The following is a 22,510-nucleotide window of genomic DNA, read 5'->3' as shown; positions in this document are numbered from 1 at the left end:
AGGAGAGCTGTCGATGAATCAAAGCCGCGTCAAACAGACGCTCGTCAGGACCACGCTGCTCGCCGCGCTGATGGCGGGCCTCGCCGTGTCGCTGCAGGGTTGTGTGCTCGGGATCGTGGGTGCGGCGGCCGGCGGCGGCGCGCTGGTTGCGACCGACCGCCGGACGCTCGGCGCGCAGACGGAGGACCGCGAGATCCAGGTCAAGTCGCTCTCGCAGATCAACAACGGGCTGCCGGACCAGTCGCACGTGAACGTGACGGTGTTCAACCGCCGCGTGCTGCTGACGGGTGAAGTGCCGAACGATGCGTCGAAGCAGCGCGCCGAGGAAATCGTGCGCGCCATCAACAACGTGAACGGCATCGTCAACGAACTGTCGGTCGAGCCGGCGTCGTCGCTGTCGTCGCGCGCGAACGACTCGTACCTCGAAGGGCGCGTGAAGTCCGAGCTGATCGCGACGAAGGGCATCTCGGCGAACTACTACAAGGTCGTCAGCGAACGCGGCAACCTTTACCTGATGGGCCTCGTGACGGTGGACGAAGGCAATCGCGGCGCGGAAGCCGCGAGCCAGGTGCCGGGCGTCGAGAAGGTCGTGAAGGTGTTCCAGTACGTGAAGCCGCAGGACGCGCAGGCGCTGCAGGACGCATCGCCCGCGAGCGGCGCGTCCGGCGCACCGGCTGCCGCCGCGCCGGCGGACAGCGCGACGGTCGGCGCCGTGCCCGACGCGTCGGTGCAGTCCGCGCCGCTGCAGTCGCCCGCGCCGATCTCGAATTCGTCGAGCGTGCACCCGGGCAACCCGAAGGCGCCGGCGCAATGAAGAGCGTGCAGATGAAGCAGATGAAACGCTGGATGGTGCAGGGCGCCGCGGCCGCGGCGCTCGTGGCCGGCACGCTGGGCGCAGCGCATGCGGACGTCGGCGACGGCCTGAAGGTTGCGCGCAGCAACGCCTGCATGGGCTGTCACGCGGTCGACCGCAAGCTCGTCGGCCCGTCGTTCAAGGATATCGCCGCACGCTACAAGTCCGATCCGCAGGCCGTCGCGAAGCTGTCGAAGAAGGTGAAGGAAGGCGGCTCCGGCGTCTGGGGTGCGATTCCGATGCCTGCGCATCCGCGCATGAGCGACGCCGACGTCCGTTCGGTGGTCGAATGGGTGCTGGCCGGCGCGCCGTCAAAGTAGCGCTTCGGGGGCACGTAACCCCTATTGCCAAGCGCAGAAATGCGTGTGTATGATGATTGACTGTTGGGGCGGTAGCTCAGCTGGGAGAGCGTCGCGTTCGCAATGCGAAGGTCGGGAGTTCGATCCTCCTCCGCTCCACCAACGGAATTTGAAAGGCCCGATCGCGAGATCGGGCCTTTTTGTTTTGGGAACCCGCTGGCATGCGCGGCATTCGCAAACGCGTGGCCCGCTAGTTCAGCAGGTCATGGATTTCCTTGAGCGTCGGCACCGACAGCGCTGCGAATGCCACCGCGATCAAGACGAGCGGCACGATCCTTTTCCGCAGTAGCACGCAGATGCCGATTCCCAGCGCGAAGAACGCGCAGCTCAGCAGGATCGTGAGCCAGAGCCATGCGTAACCGGCGCCACCCTCGAAGCGAGAGACGTTCTCGGTCATCCGGAGTGCGACATAGCCGGCGACGGTCATGCTGGCCGGCAGGCACAGTATCGAACAGGGTACGAGGAGGGCGATCTGTCGTGGTGTCGGATCGGGAGACGTCATGACGAGCGCTTTTCCTGCGAGTGGACGGGGCACCCGACCGTCCGCCGTGCGGGCCGGTTCAGGCAGCCGGCAGGATGCGGGCGTTTTCCGCGTTTGGCAACAGCCACCCGCCATCCCGCCTTCCCGTCACCCCCGCCCGAAACTCGGCCGCTTCGGATCGTACGTCCACCCCGGCACGAGATACCGCATCGCGACCGCGTCGTCGCGCGCGGTGCCGCCCACCTCCTTGTACAACGCATGCGCGGCCTCGACCTGCGCCATGTCGATCTCGATCCCGAGCCCCGGCCGCTCCGGTACGGCCACCTTGCCGCCGACGATCTCGAGCGGTTCGCGCGTGAGCCGCGCATCGCCTTCCTGCCAGATCCAGTGCGTATCGATCGCGGTGATCGTGCCGGGCGCGGCCGCCGCCGCATGCGTGAACATCGCGAGCGACACGTCGAAGTGGTTGTTCGAGTGCGAACCCCACGTGAGCCCCCAGTCGCGGCACAGCTGCGCGAGCCGCACCGAGCCCTGCATCGTCCAGAAATGCGGGTCGGCCAGCGGGATGTCGACCGCCTGGAGCCGCACCGCGTGATCCATCTGCCGCCAGTCGGTCGCGATCATGTTGGTTGCGGTCGGGATCCCCGTTGCGCGGCGGAATTCGGCCATGACTTCGCGGCCCGAATAACCGCCTTCCGGCCCGCACGGATCTTCCGCATACGCGAGCAGGTGGCCTTGCCCGCGGCACAGCGCGACGGCCTCGTCGAGCGACCACGCGCCGTTCGGATCGAGCGTCGTGCGCGAATCGGGGAAGCGCGCCTTGATCGCCGCGATCGCTTCCATCTCGTCGGCGCCGGCCATCACGCCGCCCTTCAGCTTGAAATCGGCGAAACCGTAGCGCTCGACGGCGGCTTCGGCCTGCCGCGCGATCGCGGCCGGCGTGAGCGCTTCCTCGTTGCGCAGCCGGAACCACGGGGAGCGCGCCTGCGCCTCGTCGCGATACGGCAGGTCGGTGCGGCCGCGATCACCGATATAGAACAGATAAGCGAGCATCGGCACCGCGTCGCGCTGCTGGCCTTCGCCGAGCAGCGCGGCGACCGGCACGTCGAGATGCTGGCCGAGCAGGTCGAGCAGCGCGGCCTCGATTGCCGTGATCACGTTGTCGAGCCGTAGATTGATCTCGTGCGGCTGGCGCAGCACCGCTGCCTCGCCGGCCGACGTCACCTCGTGCCGGATCGTGCGGCCCGCACCCTCACCCGCGCCGGACAGCGCCGCGCGCACCGCGTTGAGCGTCGCCTGATAGCGCCCGATCGACTGGCCGACCACGAGATCCGTCATGCGCTCGAGCGCCTGGCGAATGCCTTCGCCGCCCGGCACTTCGCCGACGCCCGTATGTCCGCTGCTGTCGTCGAGGATCACGAGGTTGCGCGTGAAGTACGGCGCGTGCGCGCCGCACAGGTTGAGCAGCATGCTGTCGCGGCCGGCGACGGGAATCACCTGCATGCGCGTGACGCGCGGCGTGCCGGCACGGCTGGGTTCGGACATCGGTTCGCTCCTGGTTCCGGTGGCGCGCGGGCCGCCGGACGCGCCGGCGCGGCCCGCGCCGTTCATTGAAGCTCGACGCGGCGGATCTCGCCGACGACGAACAGGTAGCAGATCACGGCGACGAGCGCGTGCGCGACGACATAGACGAGCGCGCCGTTGAACGAGCCGCTGCGGTCGACGATATAGCCGATCGCGATCGGCGTCGTGATGCTGGAGAGGTTGCCGCACGTGTTGAGCAGCGCGCCGCTCAGCCCCGCGATCTGGCGCGGCGCGGTGTCGGCGTTGACGGCCCAGCCGAGCGCGCCGAGCCCCTTGCCGAAGAACGACAGCGCCATGAACAGCACGACGAGCACGTGCGAATCGGTGTAGTTGCAGACGATCATCGACATCGACAGCAGCATGCCGAACACGATCGGCACCTTGCGCGCGACCGACAGCGAGCGGCCCTGCTTGAGCAGCGCGTCGGACACGACGCCGCCGAGAATCCCCCCGAGGAACCCGCACACGGCCGGGATCGACGCGACGAGCCCCGCGTTGAGGATCGACATCCCGCGCGCCTGCACGAGATAGACGGGAAACCAGGTGATGAAGAAATAGGTGAGCGCGTTGATGCAGTACTGCGCGACGTACACGCCGACCAGCATCCGGTTTCTCAGCAGCGCCTTCACGTGGCGCATCGACGGGCCGCCGTCGCGCCCGCCCGTCGCCTGATCGATGTTGACGAGCGCGCCGCCTTCGGCGAGGTAGTCGAGTTCCGCGCGGTTGATGTTCGGGTGGTCCTTCGGGTCGTACATCGTGCGGTTCCACACCAGGACGAACGCGAAGCCGAGCACGCCCATCACCGCAAACACCGACTGCCAGCCGAACGCGTGCACGAGCCAGCCCATCAGCGGCGCGAACACGACGGTCGCCGCGTACTGCGCGGCATTGAAGATCGCCGACGCGGTGCCGCGTTCCGCGGCCGGGAACCATGCGGACACGATCCGGCTGTTGGCCGGGAACGACGGCGCCTCGGCCGCACCGACCAGGAAGCGCAGCCCGAACAGCAGCGCGAACGCGGCCGCGCCGCCGAAGAAGCCGATTCCGCCCTGCAGCAGGGTGAACAGCGACCAGAAGAAGATGCTGAATGCGTAGACGATGCGCGACCCGTAACGGTCGAGCAGCCAGCCGCCCGGCAGTTGCGCGATCACGTACGACCAGCCGAACGCGGAGAAGATGAAGCCGATCTGCACGTGGCTCAGGTGCAGCGCGCGGGCGAGGCTCGGGCCCGCGATGGCGATCGCCGCGCGATCCGCGTAATTGATCGTCGTGACCGCGAACAGGACGGTCAGCACGAGCCAGCGCACGCGCGTGCGCCGGGCCGTTGCCGACGCGGACGCCGGCAGCGCGTGAAGCGGATTCATGACTTGTCTCCTCCGAAGGGCGGAAGGTGCCGCCGTGCGGCCGGCGCGTCGGTGCGCGCGTTATGTATGCGGTTGCCGCCGGCTGGAAGCCGGGCCCCGGACGCCGATACGGGCAGGGCGTCCGGACCATTCTGTCATGTCGAAATTTGCGCTTTCATGCCAATTGCTGACTTGATCGATTCAGCATTTGAATCGATCGCTCCCGCGATCGGCTACGCGCGCGCGTCGTCGGTGCCGATGCCGTGATGGCGCGCCACGTGCTGCGCGAGAAACTCGACGGCGGCGCGCACGCCGGGTAACTGGCCGCGCCGATGCGGCATCAGCAGTGTCGTCGTGACGGTGCCGGCCCGCCAGCCGGGCAGCACGTGCTCGAGCGCGCCGGACGCGAGCGCGGCGCCGGCGATCCAGTCGGGCAGGCAGGCGATGCCGAGGCCGGCCGTCGCCGCTTGCAGCAGCAACGTCGATTCGTCGGCCTGCAGGCGGATGCGCGGCGCCACGTCGACGGTGTCGTCGCCACGCTGCAGCCGCCACGGTTGCTGGCCGGGGTGGAGGCCGTCATGCTGGGCGAGATCGGCGGGTTCGTCCGGGATGCCGGCACGCGCGAGATAGGCCGGCGACGCCACGACGATGATCGGCGACGTCGCGAGCGGCCGCTGCACGAGCGCGGAATCGGGCAGCGGCGCGAAATGGCTGCGCAGCGCGATGTCGAAACCTTCCTGCGCGATGTCGACGAGACGGTCGCTCGCATGCACCTGCAGCAGCAGCTTCGGATGCGCGATGGCCAGCGCCGGCAGGCAGGGCGCGAGGATGTGCTGCGCGACCGGCACCGAGCTCGTGATCCGCACGACGCCGGCGGGTTCGGCGGCCTGCCGCAGTACCGCGTCGCGCGCGCTGTCGGCCTCGATCACGGCCGCGCGGGCATGCTCGAAGAATTCGGTGCCGACCGGCGTCAGCCGGAAGCTGCGCGACGTGCGATGCACCAGCCGCGCGCCGAGCGTGCGCTCGAGCTCGGCCACGCGCTTGCTGACCGTCGATTTCGGCAGGCCGAGCCGGCGCGCGGCCGCCGACATGCCGCCCGCATCGACCGCCTGCACGAACAGATAGAGATCGTTCAGGTTCACTTCCAGCGTCCACATGAAGAAACGACGGGTTTCAATTTTAGCGGCTACTGCGCCATCGTTCGCCATGGGAGCATGACTGCTCGTTCAACTTCCGCGGAATCTCCCGATGTCCCCGATCCTTCTCTACGGCATTCCCGCCGGCTGCTCGTTCGGCTCGATCGTCGCGCTTGAATGGGCCGGCCGCCCGTACCGGCTGTCGCGCATCGCGATGCCGAGCGCCGCGACGAGCGACGCGTACCTCGCGCTGAATCCGGTCGCCGAAACGCCGGCATTCGTGACCGCGAACGGCGAGGTGCTGACCGAAAGCCTCGCGATCCTCGGTCACATCGGCGCGCAGGCGCTCGACACCGGCCTCGCGTTTCCCCAGGGCAGCGCGGAGTTCGACCGGCTGAACCGGATGCTCGCGTGGCTGAACACGACCTTCTTCAACGCGTTCGGCGCGCTCTGGCACGTGTACGAACACGACACCGAGGGCGCGGAAAAAGCGGCGCTGCAGGCTTATGGCCGCGGCAAGGTGCTGAAGGCGCACCGTCAGCTCGAGGCGCTGCTCGAGCGCGGCGATGGCCCATGGCTGCTGGGTGCGCGGCGCACGCTGGCCGACGCGTACTTCTCCGGGATCGCGCGCTGGGCCGACTATCACGCGGTATTCGAGCGCGACGCGTTCCCGCGCATCGCCGCGCTGCGTGCGCGGCTTGCCGACGACGCGGGCGTGCAGTTCGCGCATGCGATCGAGGAAAACCTGCCGCTGCCGGCGTCGCTGGCGTTCGAAGGGCATGTATCGCTCGACGACGCGCTGGCAAGCGCACGCGGCATCGCGTTGCCGGCCCGGGCGGCCTGACCGGCGACGCGGTTGCCCGAAGGGGGAATCCGTGATGGATGTTTTTTTTACCCGGATAATATTGACATCCAATTAACACCCGGATAAAAATAGCGTCATTCTGATTCCTGCCTCCGGGTGACCACGATGACAACCTCCACGCTCGTCCCTTCATACACGGCCTTCGACGGCCACCGGCGGCTTGCGTCGGGCCCGCTCGCGACGGTCGCGCTCGCGGTCCGGCAGGCAGCCGGCGACGCGATGCCCGGCACGATCCTGATCTTCGATGACGGTACGGGCCGCTCGATCGACCTCGACCTGCGCGGCACCGAGGACGACATCCGCGCGCGCTATGCGCCGCCGTCAGGCGACACGTCCGGCGCGGCCGGCGGGCCGGCAGGCGCGGGCGAACAGCGCGGCCGCGGCCGGCCGAAGCTCGGCGTCGTGTCGCGTGAAGTCACGCTGCTGCCGCGTCACTGGGAATGGCTCGGCGCGCAGCCGGGCGGCGCGTCGGTTGCGCTGCGCAAGCTCGTCGAGGACGCGCGGCGCACGCATGCGGCGGCCGACCGGCACCGCGATGCGCAAACCCGCGCCTACCACTTCATGTCGGCGATGGCGGGCGACCTGCCCGGTTTCGAGGAAGCCGCGCGGGCGCTGTATGCGAACGATCCGGCACGGCTGGCCGAGCTGGCCGCCGGCTGGCCGGACGACGTGCGCGACCATGCGCTCGCCCTGGCGCGCGGCGGCCTGCCGCCGTCCGCCGAAGACTGTTGACGGAGCGCCGATGCAATGACCGTATTCGACCTGAACCGCGGCGCGATTGCGCCGGTCGCCGACGAAGTCGATGTCGTCGATCTGCGCGTGACTGGCGCCATCCCGCGTGCACTCTGCGGCACGTTGCTGCGCAACGGCCCGAATCCGCCGGGCGGCCGCTTCGAAGGCAACGACATGCTGTCGTGGTGGCCGGAAGCCGCGATGCTGCACGCGATCGCGTTCGACGACGGCCGCGCGACCGGTTACCGGAACCGCTGGGCGCGCACGCGGCGCTGGGCCGCCGTGCATGCGCCCGAGCAGGCGCCGCATCTGCCCGACACCAATCCGAACGTGAACGTGCTGCAGCATGCGGGCGAATTGCTCGCGCTGGCCGAGGGCGGCGCGCCGCTCGCGATCACGGCCGAACTCGATTCGCTCGGCGTGCCGGCGCGGCATGCGGGCTTCGACGGCGGCATGACCGCGCACCCGAAGGTCGATCCGGTGACCGGCGAGCTGATGACGTTCCGCGCGGACTGGCGTGCGCCGTGGCTGCGCTACGGCGTGATCGACGCGCACGGCGTGCAGCGTGTCGACGTCGAGATCGACCTGGGGGCGCCGTCGATGATGCACGACCTCGCGATCACGGAAACCCGCAGCCTGTTGCTCGACCTGAACGTCGGTTACGACTTCTCGCTGCTGAAGCAGGGCCACCGGATGCCGCTGCGCTGGCACGACGACCGGCCCGCGCGCATCGGCGTGATTCCGCGCCACGGCGGCGCGGTGCGCTGGTTCGGCATCGAGCCGTGCTTCATCCAGCACGTCGTGAACGCGTACGACTGCGACGAATCGTGCATCGTGCTCGACGCGGTGCGCTATCCGTCGTTTCTGCGGCTCGACGCGCACACGGGCCGCTTCGCCGACAACCCGGTCGGCGAGCTGTGGCGCTACGTGATCGATACGGCGAACGGGCTGATCGACGAAGGGCCGCTCGCCGACGGCGGCATCGAATTGCCGCGCATCAACGAAAGCCGGACGGGGCGCCGCTACCGCTACCTGTATGCGGTCGAGCAGCCGAACAACGCGGAAATGCGCGGCGTGATGCGCTTCGATCACGTGCGCGGCACGACGACGCACTACGCGGTGCCGGCTGGCGACCAGAACGGCGAGCCGGTGTTCGTGCCGCGCCCGGGCGGCATCGACGAGGACGACGGCTGGCTGCTGGTGATGGTCTACCGCGCGGCGACCGACACGAGCGACGTCGTGATCCTCGATGCGCGCGCGATCGACGCGGAGCCGGTCGCGACCGTGCACCTGCCGCGCCGCGTGCCGGCCGGGTTCCACGGCGCGTGGGTGCCGCGCGCAGGCTGATGAGCGGCGGCGCGCGTCACTGCGCGCGCAGCGCGTCGACGATCTTCAGCCGCGCGGCGCGCATCGCCGGCAGGAACCCGCCGACGAGCCCCATCACGAGCGAGAACAGCAGCGTCTTCACGACGATCGCTGGCGTCAGCACGAAGCGGAACGACAGGTCCGAGAAGGTCTGGAAGTTGGTCGTCGAGAACGACGCGAACTGCATCAGCGACGCGCACGCGAGCCCCGCGACGCCGCCGACGAAGCCGAGCAGCAGCGCTTCCAGCAGGAACGCGGCGAGCACGTTCCTGCGCTTGAAGCCGAGCGCGCGCAGCGTGCCGATCTCGGCCACGCGGTTCGCGACCGACGCGTACATCGTGATCATCGCGCCGATCATCGCGGCGATCGAGAAGATCGTCGACAGCGTGATGCCGAGGATGTTGATGAACGTCGACAGCGACTTCGACTGGTCGCCGTAGAACGTCTGCTCGCGCTTCGCTTCGTCGGTCAGCCGCGGGTCGACGTCGATGTCGGCCTTGAAGCGCGCGAAGCCGTCCGCGCTCGGGATGCGCAGCACCATCGACGAATAGCTGGTGCGCCGGAACGACTGCATCAGCTGGTCGACGTCGCCCCAGATCTCCGAATCGAAGCCGCTGCCGCCCGCGTCGAAGAGGCCGACGATGGTCCAGTCGCGCTGCGCGAAATGCAGGCTGTCGCCGAGTTGCGTGCCGCTGAAGCCTTTCGCGATCGCGCTGCCGACGATGATCTCCGACGAGCCGGGCGCGAACATCCGGCCGGCCATGAGCTTCACGTGCGGGCGCAGCGCGAGCCCGGCCGGCGATACGCCGCGGATCACGACGTTCGACGGCTTGCCGGTCGACGTCTTCACGAGCGAGATCAGCACGACGGCTTCCTTCGACACGAGCGGCCGGCCGTCGGGGCCGAGCGCGACGGCCGGATGCATCTCGAGCGCGTTGGCCTGCTGGTGGTCGATCGAACTCTGGATCTCGGTCTCGGCGCCCTTGCGGATCACCACCGCGTTGTCGGGTTCGCCGGTCGACACGAGCGTCTGCGTGAGCCCGGCGTCGAGCATCTGCACCGTCGCGAACACGAAGATCACGAGCGCCATCCCGCCGGCGGTCAGCGCGGTGGTGAGGCGCCGGGTCCACAGGTTGCGCGCGATGTAGTTGAGCGGGATCGCCATGCGCGTCGTTATCCGATCGCCCGCAGGCCTTCGACCACACGCACGCGAGCGGCCTGCCACGCCGGCACGATCGCGGCCGCGAAGCCGACCGCGACCGAGCACGCGGCCTGCAGCACGACGGTCTCGGTCGACACCTTGAACACCGGGAAGATGCCGCCGGCCGCCTGCTTGAACAGGCTCGCGGCCGGCGGCGTCGCGAGGATCCCGAGTCCGCCGCCGGCCACCGCGATCACGACCGATTCGCCGAACACGATCAGCGCGAGAAAGCCGGGGCCGAAGCCGAGCGCCTTCAGCGTCGCGTATTCGGACGTGCGTTCGCGCGCGCTCATCGCCATCGCGTTGGCCATCACGGCCATGATGATCAGGATCACCACGTACGACACGAGACGGATCGCCGCGATGATCTGGTTCGACATCGCGACGAAGCCCAGCTGGAACGCCTGCTCGGTCTCGGTCAGCGTCTCGGCGAGCGAGTTCTTGAACACCGCGTCGACGTTGCGCGCGATCGATGCGCCGTCGTCGGGGCGCGCGACGCCGAGCACGAACACGCCGACCTGGTAGGCCTGCTTCGGCGTGCGCTGGCGCACCGTTTCGTTCAGGTAGTCCCAGTGGAATACCAGTTGGCGCGTGATCGTCGAGTCGTCGCGGCCGTCGAGGATCCCGCGCACGACGAAATCCCATGTGCCCGGATAGATCGTGCCCTTCAACGGGATCACGTCGCCGATCTTGAAGCCGAACTGATCCGCGAGCTGGCGCCCGACGAGGCAGCCGCGGCGGTCGCGGTTGTAATCGGCGCGCTGCTGCTCGGGCACGATGTATTCCGGGTACAGGTCGAGGTAGTTGTCCGATACCGCGAAGCTCGCGAAGAAGTTTTTCGGATCGCGGTAGATGCCGCCGAACCAGTTCGAGCGGACCACGGACGTTACGCCGTCGACGCCGCGGATCCGGTTCTCATAGCTCACCGGCAGCGCAAACACGAGCGAGATCGCGTTGCGCGTGACGAGCCGCCCGCTGGACGCGGCGGCCGCGCCCGCGTACCACGCGTCGACCACGGTGTGCAGCAGCCCGAACGCCAGCACCGCGATCGTGAGCCCGAGCACGGTCAGCAGCGTGCGCAGCCGGTGGCGCAGCGCGTTGCGCGCGATCAGCTTCAGCACGTACATCGCGCGCGCTCCCGCAGCCGGTCAGCCGGCGTGCCCATCGATCAGCTCCCCTTTTTCCAGATGGACGAGCGCGCGCGCGGCACCGGCGGCGTGCGCGTCGTGCGTCACCATGATGATCGTCTTGCCGAGCTCGGCGTTCATCCGCTGCAGCATCGCGAGCACGTCGGTGGCCGACGCGCGGTCGAGGTCGCCGGTCGGCTCGTCGGCCACGATCAGCACGGGGTCGGTGATCAGCGCGCGGGCGATCGCGACGCGCTGCTGCTGGCCGCCCGACAGCTCGGACGGGTAGTGGCTCGTGCGGTCGCCGAGGTTCACCATGTCGAGCACCAGCTCGACGCGCTCGCGCCGCTCGCGGCGCGACAGGTGCGTGAGCATCAGCGGCAGCTCGACGTTCTCGAACGCGGTGAGCACCGGCATCAGGTTGTAGAACTGGAAGATGAAGCCGACGTTCGCCGCGCGCCATTCGGCCAGTTGCGCCTCCGCGAGTTGCGAGATGTCGAGCCCGCCCACGCGCAGCTCGCCGCTGTCGGGCCGGTCGATGCCGGCCACCAGGTTCAGCAGCGTGCTCTTGCCGGAGCCCGACGGCCCCATCAGCGCGACGAAGTCGCCTTCGCCGATGTCGAGCGTGATGTCGGTCAGCACGGGCACGATCTGGTTGCCGCGCCGGTACGACTTCGCGACGTGGCTGATCTCGACGAGGGGCGGCGAGGCGTCGTTCACGCGCGCTACTTCTTCGCGACGGTCACGTTCGCGCCGTCCTTCAGCTTGACGCCCGGTGCAAGCACGACCGTGTCGCCGGGTTTCACGCCACGGACCGCGACGAGTTCGCCGATCCGCATGCCGCGCGTCACGGCCGCCGCGTGCACGGTGTCGTCCTTCACGACGAACACCACCGGCCGGCCGTCGCGCTCGACCACGGCGCTCGCCTGCACGGCCGTCACGGGCTGCCGGTCCTGCGCCGAGACGGGCTTCGACAGGAACGCGATTTTCGCGCTCATGTCGGGCAGTACGCGCTCGTCACGGTCGACGAAGCGCACCTTCACGAGCACGGTGGCCTTCGAGCGGTCGACGGTCGGCACGATGCGCGACACGCGCCCCGCGAAGCGCATGTCGGGCAGCGCGTCGAGCTGGATCTCGCACGGCTGCTCGGCGCGGATCTTCGCGATGTTCGATTCGGCGACGTCGGCCTCGACTTCGAGCGTGTCCATGTCGGCGATCGTCACGACGGCGCCCTTGCTGTCCGACGCGGATGAAAACGGCGTGATGTTGTCGCCGACGTTCGCGTGCTTCGCGAGCACGATGCCGTCGAACGGCGCGCGGATCACCGTCTGGTCGACCGCGACCTGCGCGGCCTGCGCGTTGGCGTCGGCGGACACGATCGCGGCCTCGCCGCTGCTGAGCGATGCGCGCGCCTTGTTCACGCGTGCCGTGTCGATGTCGAGTTGCGCGGCCGGCACTGCGCCCTTCGGCGCGAGCGCCGCGGTGCGGCGCAACGCGATTTCGGCGTCCTTCAGCTCGGCCTGCTGCACGCCGAGGTTCGCGCGGGCGACCTTCGCCTGCGCGAGCGCCTGCGCCAGCGACGCCTCCACGTCGCGGCTTTCGAGGCGCGCGATGATGTCGTCCTTCTTCACGCGCGAGCCTTCGAGCACGCCGAGCCATTCGACGCGCCCCTGGCCCTTCGATGCGACCGCGGCCTTGCGCTGCGGCACGACGTAGCCGGTCGCATTGAGCTGCGTGTCGTTCTGGTACGGGTACGCGGACGTGACGGACGTGGTTTCGACGGTCGGCCGGCCGGTGAGCGCGATGCCGGCGACGATCGCGATCACGATGATCGCGGCGGCGACCGCATAGCGGACCCACCGGCGCCGGCGGGGCGCCGGTGCGAGCGGACGCCGGTCGATTTTCAGTTTGTCCAGATTGTGATCGGGCAATTTGAGCGCCTCGAGACGGCGGCGGTCTGGCGACGGCCGCGATCCGGTTTCCGGGGAAAGGGACGGATGGACGCCAGTATAAGCGTCGTCCCGATGGCGCGCGAGCCGGTTTGCAGCGCTGCCGCGGCGGCCACGGACGTGGGAATACGCGTGCTCCCCCGGGGAAACCCGAGGGACGCAAGCAACGTGTCAACTTGCCGCGAACACGATGCGTTATGGAACCAGTGCGTCAGGTTTTGTCTCGACGGAACGGCGAAAGCCGGCCTCGCGACCTGGGGCTCCGATGCGAATGCCTCGCATCTTTACCTACCGGTACGTTTGATTTTTTCTCCGCTAAAGGAAGAACAATGAAGAAGACGCTCGCTTCGATCATCGCCGCAGCATTCGCACTCGCATCGGTTTCGGCATTCGCACAGGAAGCCGCGTCGGCGCCGGCAGGCGCGATGGCTCCCGCTGCCGCACCGGCCAAGAAGGATCACAGCAAGCCGAAGCACCAGCTGAAGCAACACGGTTCGGCCAAGGGCAAGGCGAAGGCCGCCGCCGCATCGGCAGCCGGTACGAACGACGCAGGCGCAGCAAACTAAGCGCTTTGCCCGGGGCCGGCATCGCCGGCCGCCTGTCGCGAGACCCCGCATGTTTCGGCATGCGGGGTTTTGTTTTTTCAGGCGTCGCGCTCGCCGGGCCGCGGCGGCAATGGCTGGGCTGGCGTACGCATCGCGTCGACCACCGCGCGCATGCGCCGCCAGTGCGAACCCTCCCAGAACACGCGCCGGCACACGTCGCACGCGGCGAAACGCCGGTGCCGCTGCCGGACCCCGTCCGGCACGCGCGGTGCGGCGGCGGCCGCGTCGAGCGGATGCAGCGGCGCATTGCAGCGCAGGCACAGCCGGAACGGCCGCATGTGCGGTGCGAGATCGAGCCGCTCGAACAGTTCGCGCAGCTGGTCGGCCGGCTGCAGCGCGTGCAGGTAGCAGCCGCGCGCGACCGCGCGCCGCTTGAGCAGCTCGCGGTCGCGGGTCAGCACGATCCGGCCCTCTCGCGCGGCGAGCGCCGCGAGCTCGTCGTCGCGGTAGTGGTTGTCATAGCAGGTGTCGAAGCCCGCGAGGCGCAGCAGTTGCGCGAGGCCGCCGAGATGCGCGTCGGCGACGAAGCGCCATTGCGCCGGCTGCATGCCCTGCGCGGCGGCCTCGCTGGCCGCTGGCTGCGCGCGCTCCGGAAAGGCTTCGATCCGGTCGCCGTCGTCGAGCGGTCGGTCGAGCGCGGCCGGCGCGTCATTCACGCAAAGCCGGCCGATTTCGGTATGCGGGACGCCGAGCGCCTCGATCGCATGCTTCACCGTCGCGTCGCGCGCACACGCCTGCCCGAACGCGCGGTCGCGCTGCGCGCGCGGGAGAAAGGCGTTCAGTTCGCCGTGGAAGCGGAAGGTCGCGGTCGCCATCCGTCCAGTATCGCACCGCGCCCGGCCGGCGGCAGGCGCTGCAGACGGCCGGCATCTGTGTTTAACTCGCGGCTTCACGGAGCGAAGGAGCGGGCAATGGATCTCGGTTTTATCGGGCTGGGCGAAATGGGGCAGGCGATCGCGGCGAACCTGCTGAAGGCGGGCCACACGGTGCGGGTCTGGAACCGGTCGCGCGAGCGTGCCGAGCCGCTCGCGGCGTTCGGCGCGCAGATCGTCGACACGCCGGCCGACGCGTTTCGCGGCGACGCGGTGTTCTCGATGCTCGGCGACGATGCCGCCGCGCGCGCGGTGTTCGACGACGCGCTGCTCGCGCAGGCGCCGCGGGGTCTGATCCACGTGAACATGGCGACGGTGTCGGTCGCGCTCGCCGAATCGCTCGCGCATGCGCACGCATCGCGCGGCATCGACTATGTCGCGGCGCCCGTGATGGGGCGGCCCGACGTCGCCGCCGCCGCGCGCCTGACGATCATGGCCGGCGGCCCGGCCGAGGCGATCGACCGCGTGCAGCCGCTGTTCGACGCGATCGGCCAGAAGACCTGGCGGTTCGGTTCGCTGCCGCAGCATGCGAACGTCGCGAAGATCGCCGCGAACTTCACGCTCGCGTCGGCGATCGAGACGCTCGGCGAGGCGTCCGCGCTGCTGGGCGCGCACGGCGTCGCGATGCGCGACTTCCTCGACGTGATCACCAGCAGCGTGTTTCCGGGCCCCGTCTACGCAGGCTACGGCTCGATGATCGCCGAGCGGCAATACGAGCCCGCGCGCTTCAAGGCCCGGCTCGGGCTGAAGGACGTCCGCCTTGCGCTGGAAGCCGGCGACGCGACGTCGGTGCCGCTGCCGATCGCGAGCGTCGTGCGCGACAGCCTGCTCGATGCGCTCGCGCACGGCGGCGGCGACCAGGATTTCGCGGTGCTCGGCGAGGTCGCGCTGCGCCGCGCAGGCCGCTGACGCGCGACACGAGCGCCGTGCTCACGGCATAATCGACGTTTCGTTTTCCCGACATTCAGGCAGAGGCGGTCATGAACTTGCATACGTGGTGGCTTTTCGTGGCGACGGTGTTCGTCGTATCGGCGATTCCGGGTCCGAACATGCTGCTCGTGATGACGCACGGCGCGCGGCACGGGCTGCGGCGTTCGGCGTGGACGATGGCCGGCTGTCTCACCGCGCTGGTACTGATGTTGTCGGTGTCGGCGGCGGGTCTCGGTGCCGTGCTCGAGGCATGGCCGGCGATGTTCAACACGTTGCGCTTTGCGGGCGCGGCCTACCTGATCTACCTCGGCGTGAAGGCGTGGCGCGCACGCGTCGACGACGAGCAGCCTGCCGACGACGTCGAAACCGTGTCGCGCCAGGTCGCGCCGGCATCGCGCGGGACGCTGTTCCGCAACGGTTTCCTGGTCGCGGGCAGCAATCCGAAGGCGATCCTGTTCGCGGCCGCGCTGCTGCCGCAGTTCATCAACGCGGCCGAGCCGACGCTGCCGCAGTTCGGCATCCTCGTCGTCACGTTCGCGGTGATCGAGGTGAGCTGGTATCTCGTCTACGCGTCGTTCGGCACGCGCATCGGCGCGACGCTGAAGAGCCAGAGCGTCGCGAAGGTGTTCAACCGGCTGACGGGCGGGCTGTTCGTCGGCTTCGGCGCGATGATGGCGCTGGTCCGTCACTGATTTCGACCTGACGGATTCCGGTGTGCCGAACGCCCCGTCCCTCGCAAGAGGGCGGGGCGTTCGGCTTTTCGGGGCCGCTTCAGGTCTCGCTACGCCCGCGGGCGAGTCAACGCAGCGTCGCCGGCCCCGCGTCCGGCCGCGAGCCCGAACACGGCGGCGGCGCCCGCGAACGCGAAACCGGTGCCGCACACCGCGCTCCATCCGCCCCATGCCCACGCGCTCCCCGCGAGCGCCGCGCCGAGCGCGCCACCGACGAAGAACAGGCCGACGAACAGCCCGTTCAGGCGGCCGCGCGCGGCCGGGTTCAGCAGGTTGATCTCGCGGCGGCCGATCGTCTGGTCGACGATGACGCCCGCGTCCAGCAGCGCCGCACCGCCGGCCAGCAGCGCGAGCGCGACACCGCGATGCGCATGCGCGTCGAAGCCGAACCAGCCGGCGCCGGCGATGCCGAGCACGACGAGCGCGGCGAGCATCGTGCCGTGCGCGATCCGCTGCGCGGCCGGGCCGTGGCCATGGTCGCCGGCGCGGCCGGCGAGCGGCGTGACGATCGCACCGCTGGCGCCGGCGAACGCGAACAGCGCGATCCCGTGCAGGTCGAGCGCGAACGGCGGCTGCGCGAGCCGCAGCCCGACGGCCGTCCAGAACGCGCTGAACGCGGCCATCGCGAGCGCGGCCGACAGCGCGTGCCGGCGCAGTACCGGTTCGTCGGCGAGCAGGCGCCCCATCGACCCGAGCAGCGCGCGGTAGCCGGCCGTGACCGCCGGGGTACGCGACGGCAGGCGCAGCGCGAGCACGACGGCGATCGCTGCATTCGCGACCGCCGCCAGCAGGTAGAACGCACGCCAGCCGGCCGAGCCCGCGATCAGGCTCGCGAGCGGCCGCGACAGCAGGATGCCGAGCATCAGCCCGCTCATCACGTTGCCGACCGCACGGCCGCGCTGCGCTTCGGGCGCCATCGACGCGGCCATCGGCACGAGCATCTGGATCACGCTCGACGCGGCGCCGGCTGCGAGCGTCGCCAGCAGGAATACGGTGCCGGACCGTGTGAACGCGGGCAGCGCGAGCGCAGCCGCACACGTGGCAAGCGTCGCGACGATCAGGCGGCGGTTCTCGAGCAGGTCGACCAGCGGCACGAGCAGCACGAGCCCAGCCGCGTACCCGAGCTGCGGCAGCATCGCGACGAGGCCGGCGAGGCTAGGCGGCAGATGAAGGTCGGCGCTGATCGGGCCTGTCAGCGGCTGTGCGGCGAACAGGTCCATCACGATCACGCCGACCGTCGCGGCGAAGAACAGTGTCATCCCGGTGCTCAGCGCGGGCGGCACGGTGACGGACGGAGGAACGGCGGCGGGGCAACGGTTGGCAGGGCAGTTCATCGGAAGCCTGGGAGAGGGGGCGGAGGAATCCCCATCGTAGGTGTCCGATGTTTATGCGACAATTGAAATATGTCTAACATGATTATGCGAGTTTGTTTTGAATACGCGTGATCTCCTGGCGTTCGTCGCGGTGGTCGACAGCGGGTCGATGGTCGCCGCGGCTGCGAAGCTCCACCTGACGCAGCCGGGCCTGACGCGGCGCGTGCAGAACCTCGAAACGCTGCTCGGCGTACCGCTGCTCGAACGGCAAAGCAAGCCGCTGAAGCCGACTGCCGCCGGGCGCGACGTCTACGCGCTCGCGCGCAACGTGCTGGGCGCGGTCGACGAGCTGATGGCGGCCGGTGCGCCGGACAGCGAACCGTCGGGCGAGTTGCGCATCGGCGTCCCGCCGTTCCTGTCCGAGCTGGCGCTCGAGCGGCCGATCGACCTGCTGCGCGACGCGTTCCCGCGCCTCACGCTGCGCGTGACGGCCGGCTGGTCGCCGGCGCTGATGCAGGGCATCGAGCGCGGCGCGCTCGACGTCGCGGCCGTGATGGTGCCGGCGAGTGCAGTGCTGCCCGACGCGTTCACCGCGACGCTGCTCGCGACGCAGCCGACGGTGCTCGTCGCCGCGCGCGACTTTCCGCTGCCGGACGGTCCGCTGTCGCTCGACACGCTGTCGGCTTTTCCGTGGGTGCTGAGCCAGGACGGCTGCGGGATGCGTTCGGCGCTGAGCCGCGCGCTCGGCGCGGCCGGGCTGCCGTTCGACGTCGCGGTCGAGGCGTTCGGCTCGGAACTGCAACTGTCGTTGGTCGCGCGCGGCGCCGGCATCGGCATCGCCGCGCCGAATGCGCTGGCGCGCAGCGCGCATCGCGAAGCGTTGAGGGTGGTGGAAACGGCAGGACTGGAAACGCGGATCAACGTGTGGATCGTGCACGGCACGCTGCCGGGCCGGCTGGTGCGGCCTGTCGCGCTGCTGCGCGACGCGCTGGGCGAGGTGCTCGACCGCGAGAACGGGAGAGGGTCAGATGCGCCAATGGCGAACTAGAGGCAGCATTCGAGGGAAAATCCTTATTTTCTCTACGGAAATGTTGCAATGCGGAAACTGATTCGCTAGAATTGCACCTGTCTCCTCCATGTCTCCTCTGATATGGATTCAGCCCGCCTCTTAGGCGGGCTTTTTTTTGCCTGCGATTTTGCCGCGGCAATCCATTCGTCGGCGCTCGCCGGCGTCAGAACTTGTACGTCATCCCGACGTAGCTGATGATCGGGTCGGCCTTCAGGTCCGATTTCGACTCGGCGAGCACCGAACCGTCGGCCGCCTTGATCGTCACCGTCGACGTCGTCTTCAGCGGGATGTACGTCACCGACGCGACCAGCCCGAAATGCTCCGTCATGTTGTACTGCAGGCCCGCGTTGAACACCGGCTGCCATGACGACGACGCCTTCGCCTCCACCGATGTCGTACCCGGCTTGCCCGCGCCCGCCGCGAGGATCGCGCCGAGGTTGTCCTGCGTCTGCTTGATGAAGTTCGTGTTGAGCTGCAGGTCGCTGAACCAGTTGTACGACACGCCGAGGCCGAGGAACGGCCGGAACTTCGCGGTGGCCTGCCCGAAGTAGTACTGCAGGATCACCGCGGGGCTCCACTGCCGCACGCTCTTCACGATCGGGTTGACCGACCCCAGCCCGATGTTCTGCGTGCCGAGCGCGCCGGCAGGGCCGGGCGGCTTGATCGTGCCTTGGCCCGACACCTTGAACACCGGCGGCACGCCGGCCACCGACGTGACCGCGATGTGGTCGGTCAGGAAGTGGCTGACCGTCAGGCCGACGGTGTCGGCGCCGCTCGTGCGCAGCCCGGTGCCCGGCGACGTGAACGACGGCGGCAGCCGCAGCGGCGTGTTGATCGGCGTCGGCGCGACGTTGGTCGTCATCGGCGTGCTGCTCTGCTGCGGCATCACGTGGAACCAGCCCAGCGTGACGACGTTGCTGCCGGCGCTCTGCGCGTGCGCCGCGAGCGGCGCCAGCACGGCGGCGCCGGCCGCCGCGCGGAGAAGGGTTTTCTTCATCACGGCTTCCGCCTCCGCTTACTGGACGAACGCGCCGATCGTGAAATACGGCGTCGATCCCGCGTTATCGAGGAAACCGAACACGCCACCCGTGAAGATGAACTTGCCGGTCGGCGACGTGCTGCCCGAACCCGTGTGAATCGTCGTGACGGTACCCGGCACCTTCTGCGTGTAGTCGAGGTCGAGCGCGGTCGCGAGCGATGCCTGCGACGGCTGGAACGGATCGAGCAGCGTGGCCTGGTTGTTGATCAGCGCGGTGGTCCGGTAATCGAACTGGCTGTCGACGCCCACGTACTCGCCGTTCTGCGAACCGGCCGCGACGGCCGTTTGCGGCGAAAGGATCGAGATGCTCGATTCGTCGTCGGCGGTGAGGCCCGGCACGCCGTTGCTGTCGGGCGTCGGGTTCGGGTTCGCGACACCCGTGCGCACGAGGATCGGCACGAGCTGGTTACGCAGCTTGCCGACGATCATGAAGCCCTTGCCCTGCGGCGTTGCCGACAGCGTCGGCTTCAGCTGGCTCGTGTAGTTGTTCGACTGGAACGCGCCGCTGCCGTCCGCGGACTGCGCGAAGTTCGTGCCCTGCTGCGTGCACGCGCCGCCGGCGAACTGGCCGGTCGAATCGCACTTGGTCCACGAGCCGTCCGCGTTGATCGTCACCTTCGCGTCGATCGATGCGGGCGCGAAGTTCTGCGACGGCACTTCGCCGAAGCCGATATGGCTGTACGTACCGGCGACCTTCGTGATGTCGGTTTCGATCGACGAGAAGCCGATGAACGGGTAGTACGGGAATTTCGTGTCGGGCACCGCGGCCTGGCCGAGCACGCCGTTGAACTGGATTTCCTTGCCGGGGATCGTGCCGCCCGCGACGCCTTCGCCGACGAAGATCCGCGCCGGGCGCGACGGATCGAGGCTCGCGCCGTTCAGGCGGAACGCGCACTGGTTCAGCTTGTTGGTCGGCAGCAGCGTTTCCTGCGTGAGCGTACCGCTGTCGACGGTGCCCGCGCGGGTCGGCGTGACGGTGCCGGTCGTGCGCGGCACGGCCGATTCCACGTACGTCACCTGCCAGGTCATCTTGGTCGTGTCGAGCTGGACCTTCGCGAGTTCGCCGCTGCCCGCACCGCCCGTGAACACGGTGCTGTAGTCGAGCGTGGCGGGACAGAGCCGGTCTTCGACGAGCGGGGGCGGGTTGTCGCTGCCGCCGCCGCAGGCGGAAAGAAGGGGGGCGGCAAGGGCCGCCGCCAGAATGAGGTTGCGCTTCATGTTGCTCCTCCAGATTTGTCTTGTGCGGCGGCCAGCTCCCTGTCGGCCGCTTCTGTTGGTGGTGCTCGTCCTGCCTGCGCCGTGCCGCGCGCGTCGTGCCGCCGTGCGTTACGCGACGGCGGGCCAGCCGCCGCCGCGTCCCCGTTCGCTACTTGCTGATCTGCGCACCCACGCCGAAGTACGGTGTCGACGATGTCGTCGAGTTCGCCGACGTCGACGTGACGCCGCCGTTCACCGTGCCCTGGACCAGTGCCGCGTACAGCCCGCCCGTCGCGATCACCACGCCCGATGCGGACGGGTAGCTCGCTCCGCTCGGCGGCGTCGTCTTCGCGTTCAGCAGGCCCGGCGTCGCCTGGCCGTAGTCGAGCGTGAAGCCGTCTTCCTCGGCCTGCGTGGTCGGGTTGATGAACGACGCGTTGCTGCCGCGGATCAGTGCCGCCGTGTACTTGAAGTTCGAGTCCGCGCCCGCGTAGCCGCCGTCGATCGCGCCCGACGTGATCGCCGTTGCCGCGCCGAGCACCGCGATGCCCGATTCGTCGTCGACCTGCGCATCGAGGTGCAGCGGCGGCGTGCCGAGGTTCACGTTGCCCGTGCGGACGATCACCGGCACCGTCGCGCCGTTGAGCTGGCCGATCACCATGTGGGCGGTCGCCGACTTGCCGGTCGCGCCGACGATCGGCAGTTGCGTCTGCGGCAGCGTCTGCGGCGCCTTCGTGCTGTCGAAGTAGCCGCCGTTCGCGCTCGTCTTCCACGGATCGCCGGTCGTCTGGCAACCGCCCGAGCCGCTCGACGTGCACGCGCCGTTCGCATCGAACGTCTCGCTCGAGTTCGTGCCTTTCGTCGCGTAGTTGCCCGACGGCACGAGGTGATAGATCAGCGCGTTGTACGTGCCCGGCAGCTTCGACAGGTCGGTCGTCGTGTTCGCGAAACCGAGGAACGGATAGAAATCGAAGTGGCGGTTCGGCACCTGGCCGACGTTCTGCACGACGCCGGGGATGATCGTCAGCCCGTCGAACTGGATCGTCGCACCGGGAATGCCGCCGCCTGCGACGCCCATGCCGACCAGCAGCATCGGCGGGTTCGCCTGGTTGAAGTCGGCGGCCGTCGAATAGGTCGAGCCGTCCCCGGCAGTGCCCGTGCCCGGCGTGAGGACGAACGCGCAACGCGTCTGCTCGGCGGTCGGCAGCGTGCCGGTCGGCGGATGGATGACCTTGCCGGCGATCGTCGTGCCGACGCGGCTCGGCGTGACGGTGCCCGTCTTCAGCGGAATCGGCGATTCGAGCCACTTGAGCGTGTACGTCATCGCGACCGCGTCGATGTTGACGCTGACGATCTCGCCGCTACCTGCGCCGCCGAGATACGTGCTCTTCACGATGTCGGCGTTGGCCGGGCACAGCGCGGCGTTGACGGGCTGCGAAGGCGGCGGCCCTTGCGTGCCGCAGCTCGATCCGGAACATTGGGGCGCGTTGATCGGCGCAGGTGCGCCGCCGTCCCCCCCACCACATGCAACCAGGAAAGGGGCAATGGCAAAGGCCGTTGCCACCCCCTTCGATAAGGCGTGCGACATGCCGCTGTCTCCAATCGTTTAATTGTGCGAGCTAATGTCGCCGCCTTGATTTTTGCTGTCAATTGATGAACCCGTCTAAAAAAGGCGATTGAAACGGGTATCGGGTATTGATTCCTTGCCGGATACGGCATTCGGTAAGAATTTAAACGCGCAAGGGGTCGCCGCAAGCTG

General features: G+C 69.0%; 22 protein-coding genes and 1 tRNA gene. 10 read left to right on the top strand and 13 right to left on the bottom strand.

Translation table 11 applies throughout. The features are described 5' to 3' along the window. Positions 1 to 13 precede the first annotated feature (13 nt). The 3 genes from HWX87_RS20660 to HWX87_RS20650 all read left to right on the top strand — a co-directional run bounded on the left by HWX87_RS20660 (position 14) and on the right by HWX87_RS20650 (position 1,314). Positions 14 to 814 (top strand): BON domain-containing protein, encoded by an 801-nt coding sequence (locus HWX87_RS20660; RefSeq protein ID WP_176048900.1) that lies wholly within the window; start codon positions 14 to 16, stop codon positions 812 to 814. Next, positions 811 to 1,173, top strand: a complete 363-nt coding sequence (locus HWX87_RS20655) for a c-type cytochrome (RefSeq protein WP_176048898.1) — start codon at positions 811 to 813, stop codon at positions 1,171 to 1,173. Before HWX87_RS20660 ends, HWX87_RS20655 begins: the two co-directional genes overlap by 4 nt. 65 nt (positions 1,174 to 1,238) lie before the next feature. Further along, a tRNA-Ala gene (locus HWX87_RS20650) sits at positions 1,239 to 1,314 on the top strand. Positions 1,315 to 1,402: 88 nt separating this feature from the next. Here HWX87_RS20650 and HWX87_RS20645 read toward each other — a convergent pair. The 4 genes from HWX87_RS20645 to HWX87_RS20630 form a co-directional block, all read right to left on the bottom strand. Beyond that, positions 1,403 to 1,714: a hypothetical protein gene (locus tag HWX87_RS20645; RefSeq protein WP_176048896.1), complete on the bottom strand. Its 312-nt coding sequence runs from the start codon at positions 1,712 to 1,714 to the stop codon at positions 1,403 to 1,405. A 126-nt stretch (positions 1,715 to 1,840) separates the two neighbouring features. Beyond that, complete coding sequence (locus HWX87_RS20640; RefSeq protein ID WP_176048894.1) at positions 1,841 to 3,238, bottom strand: enolase C-terminal domain-like protein; 1,398 nt, start codon at positions 3,236 to 3,238, stop codon at positions 1,841 to 1,843. 62 nt (positions 3,239 to 3,300) lie between these two features. Beyond that, on the bottom strand, positions 3,301 to 4,641 hold the full coding sequence (locus HWX87_RS20635; protein WP_176048892.1) for an MFS transporter: 1,341 nt from the start codon (positions 4,639 to 4,641) through the stop codon (positions 3,301 to 3,303). Between the two features lie 212 nt (positions 4,642 to 4,853). Beyond that, complete coding sequence (locus HWX87_RS20630; protein ID WP_176048890.1) at positions 4,854 to 5,828, bottom strand: LysR family transcriptional regulator; 975 nt, start codon at positions 5,826 to 5,828, stop codon at positions 4,854 to 4,856. Positions 5,829 to 5,868: 40 nt separating this feature from the next. On the opposite strand from HWX87_RS20630, the gene HWX87_RS20625 reads away from it, so the two are divergent. From HWX87_RS20625 to HWX87_RS20615, 3 genes are all read left to right on the top strand, one after another. Further along, the gene (locus tag HWX87_RS20625) at positions 5,869 to 6,600 is read left to right on the top strand and encodes a glutathione S-transferase (protein WP_176048888.1); all 732 of its coding nucleotides are present in this window, start codon (positions 5,869 to 5,871) and stop codon (positions 6,598 to 6,600) included. A gap of 126 nt (positions 6,601 to 6,726) precedes the next feature. Further along, positions 6,727 to 7,353: a DUF2239 family protein gene (locus HWX87_RS20620; protein ID WP_176048886.1), complete on the top strand. Its 627-nt coding sequence runs from the start codon at positions 6,727 to 6,729 to the stop codon at positions 7,351 to 7,353. Positions 7,354 to 7,368: 15 nt separating this feature from the next. Further along, positions 7,369 to 8,700, top strand: coding sequence for a carotenoid oxygenase family protein (locus tag HWX87_RS20615; RefSeq protein ID WP_176048884.1), 1,332 nt, complete (start codon positions 7,369 to 7,371; stop codon positions 8,698 to 8,700). Between the two features lie 16 nt (positions 8,701 to 8,716). Here HWX87_RS20615 and HWX87_RS20610 read toward each other — a convergent pair whose 3' ends face one another. The 4 genes from HWX87_RS20610 to HWX87_RS20595 are packed head-to-tail and all read right to left on the bottom strand — an operon-like array spanning position 8,717 to position 12,977. Next, positions 8,717 to 9,883: an ABC transporter permease gene (locus HWX87_RS20610; protein WP_176048883.1), complete on the bottom strand. Its 1,167-nt coding sequence runs from the start codon at positions 9,881 to 9,883 to the stop codon at positions 8,717 to 8,719. 8 nt (positions 9,884 to 9,891) lie between these two features. Continuing rightward, the gene (locus tag HWX87_RS20605) at positions 9,892 to 11,046 is read right to left on the bottom strand and encodes an ABC transporter permease (protein WP_176048881.1); all 1,155 of its coding nucleotides are present in this window, start codon (positions 11,044 to 11,046) and stop codon (positions 9,892 to 9,894) included. Between the two features lie 21 nt (positions 11,047 to 11,067). After that, positions 11,068 to 11,766 carry an ABC transporter ATP-binding protein gene (locus tag HWX87_RS20600; protein WP_176048879.1) on the bottom strand — a complete coding sequence of 233 codons (699 nt, stop codon included), beginning with the start codon at positions 11,764 to 11,766 and terminating at the stop codon, positions 11,068 to 11,070. A 5-nt stretch (positions 11,767 to 11,771) separates the two neighbouring features. Further along, the gene (locus HWX87_RS20595; protein ID WP_176048877.1) at positions 11,772 to 12,977 is read right to left on the bottom strand and encodes an efflux RND transporter periplasmic adaptor subunit; all 1,206 of its coding nucleotides are present in this window, start codon (positions 12,975 to 12,977) and stop codon (positions 11,772 to 11,774) included. 347 nt (positions 12,978 to 13,324) lie between these two features. Between HWX87_RS20595 and HWX87_RS20590 the strand changes: the two genes are divergently transcribed. Then, positions 13,325 to 13,561, top strand: a complete 237-nt coding sequence (locus tag HWX87_RS20590) for a hypothetical protein (RefSeq protein ID WP_176048876.1) — start codon at positions 13,325 to 13,327, stop codon at positions 13,559 to 13,561. 77 nt (positions 13,562 to 13,638) lie between these two features. Here the strand turns inward: HWX87_RS20590 and HWX87_RS20585 are convergent, their stop codons facing one another. Then, positions 13,639 to 14,415 (bottom strand): Mut7-C RNAse domain-containing protein, encoded by a 777-nt coding sequence (locus tag HWX87_RS20585; protein WP_176048874.1) that lies wholly within the window; start codon positions 14,413 to 14,415, stop codon positions 13,639 to 13,641. Between HWX87_RS20585 and HWX87_RS20580 the strand changes: the two genes are divergently transcribed. Both HWX87_RS20580 and HWX87_RS20575 read left to right on the top strand, forming a co-directional pair. Then, on the top strand, positions 14,305 to 15,381 hold the full coding sequence (locus tag HWX87_RS20580) for an NAD(P)-dependent oxidoreductase (RefSeq protein ID WP_279612971.1): 1,077 nt from the start codon (positions 14,305 to 14,307) through the stop codon (positions 15,379 to 15,381). The two genes, HWX87_RS20585 and HWX87_RS20580, sit on opposite strands and share 111 nt — an antisense overlap. Before the next feature lie 71 nt (positions 15,382 to 15,452). Beyond that, on the top strand, positions 15,453 to 16,094 hold the full coding sequence (locus HWX87_RS20575; RefSeq protein WP_176048870.1) for a LysE family translocator: 642 nt from the start codon (positions 15,453 to 15,455) through the stop codon (positions 16,092 to 16,094). Between the two features lie 89 nt (positions 16,095 to 16,183). On the opposite strand, the gene HWX87_RS20570 is transcribed toward HWX87_RS20575, so the two are convergent. Beyond that, the gene (locus HWX87_RS20570; protein WP_176048868.1) at positions 16,184 to 17,467 is read right to left on the bottom strand and encodes an MFS transporter; all 1,284 of its coding nucleotides are present in this window, start codon (positions 17,465 to 17,467) and stop codon (positions 16,184 to 16,186) included. 97 nt (positions 17,468 to 17,564) lie between these two features. Between HWX87_RS20570 and HWX87_RS20565 the strand changes: the two genes are divergently transcribed. Next, entirely contained in the window at positions 17,565 to 18,494 is a 930-nt protein-coding gene (locus HWX87_RS20565) for a LysR family transcriptional regulator (protein WP_176048867.1), read from the top strand. Between the two features lie 184 nt (positions 18,495 to 18,678). Here HWX87_RS20565 and HWX87_RS20560 read toward each other — a convergent pair whose 3' ends face one another. The 3 genes from HWX87_RS20560 to HWX87_RS20550 all read right to left on the bottom strand — a co-directional run bounded on the left by HWX87_RS20560 (position 18,679) and on the right by HWX87_RS20550 (position 22,339). Further along, entirely contained in the window at positions 18,679 to 19,512 is an 834-nt protein-coding gene (locus HWX87_RS20560) for an OmpW family protein (protein WP_176048865.1), read from the bottom strand. Positions 19,513 to 19,530: 18 nt separating this feature from the next. Then, a complete protein-coding gene (locus tag HWX87_RS20555; protein ID WP_176048864.1) occupies positions 19,531 to 20,772 on the bottom strand; it encodes a DUF2957 domain-containing protein in 1,242 nt (413 codons plus the stop codon). A 148-nt stretch (positions 20,773 to 20,920) separates the two neighbouring features. Then, a complete protein-coding gene (locus HWX87_RS20550) occupies positions 20,921 to 22,339 on the bottom strand; it encodes a DUF2957 domain-containing protein (protein WP_176048862.1) in 1,419 nt (472 codons plus the stop codon). Between the last annotated feature and the right edge of the window lie 171 nt (positions 22,340 to 22,510).

Origin of the sequence: Burkholderia sp. BCC1644 (genome assembly GCF_902833225.1) — a bacterium.
Lineage (GTDB): Bacteria > Pseudomonadota > Gammaproteobacteria > Burkholderiales > Burkholderiaceae > Burkholderia.
The sequence above is the reverse complement of the archived record's forward strand: the minus strand, read 5'-3'. Positions and strand labels throughout refer to the sequence as shown.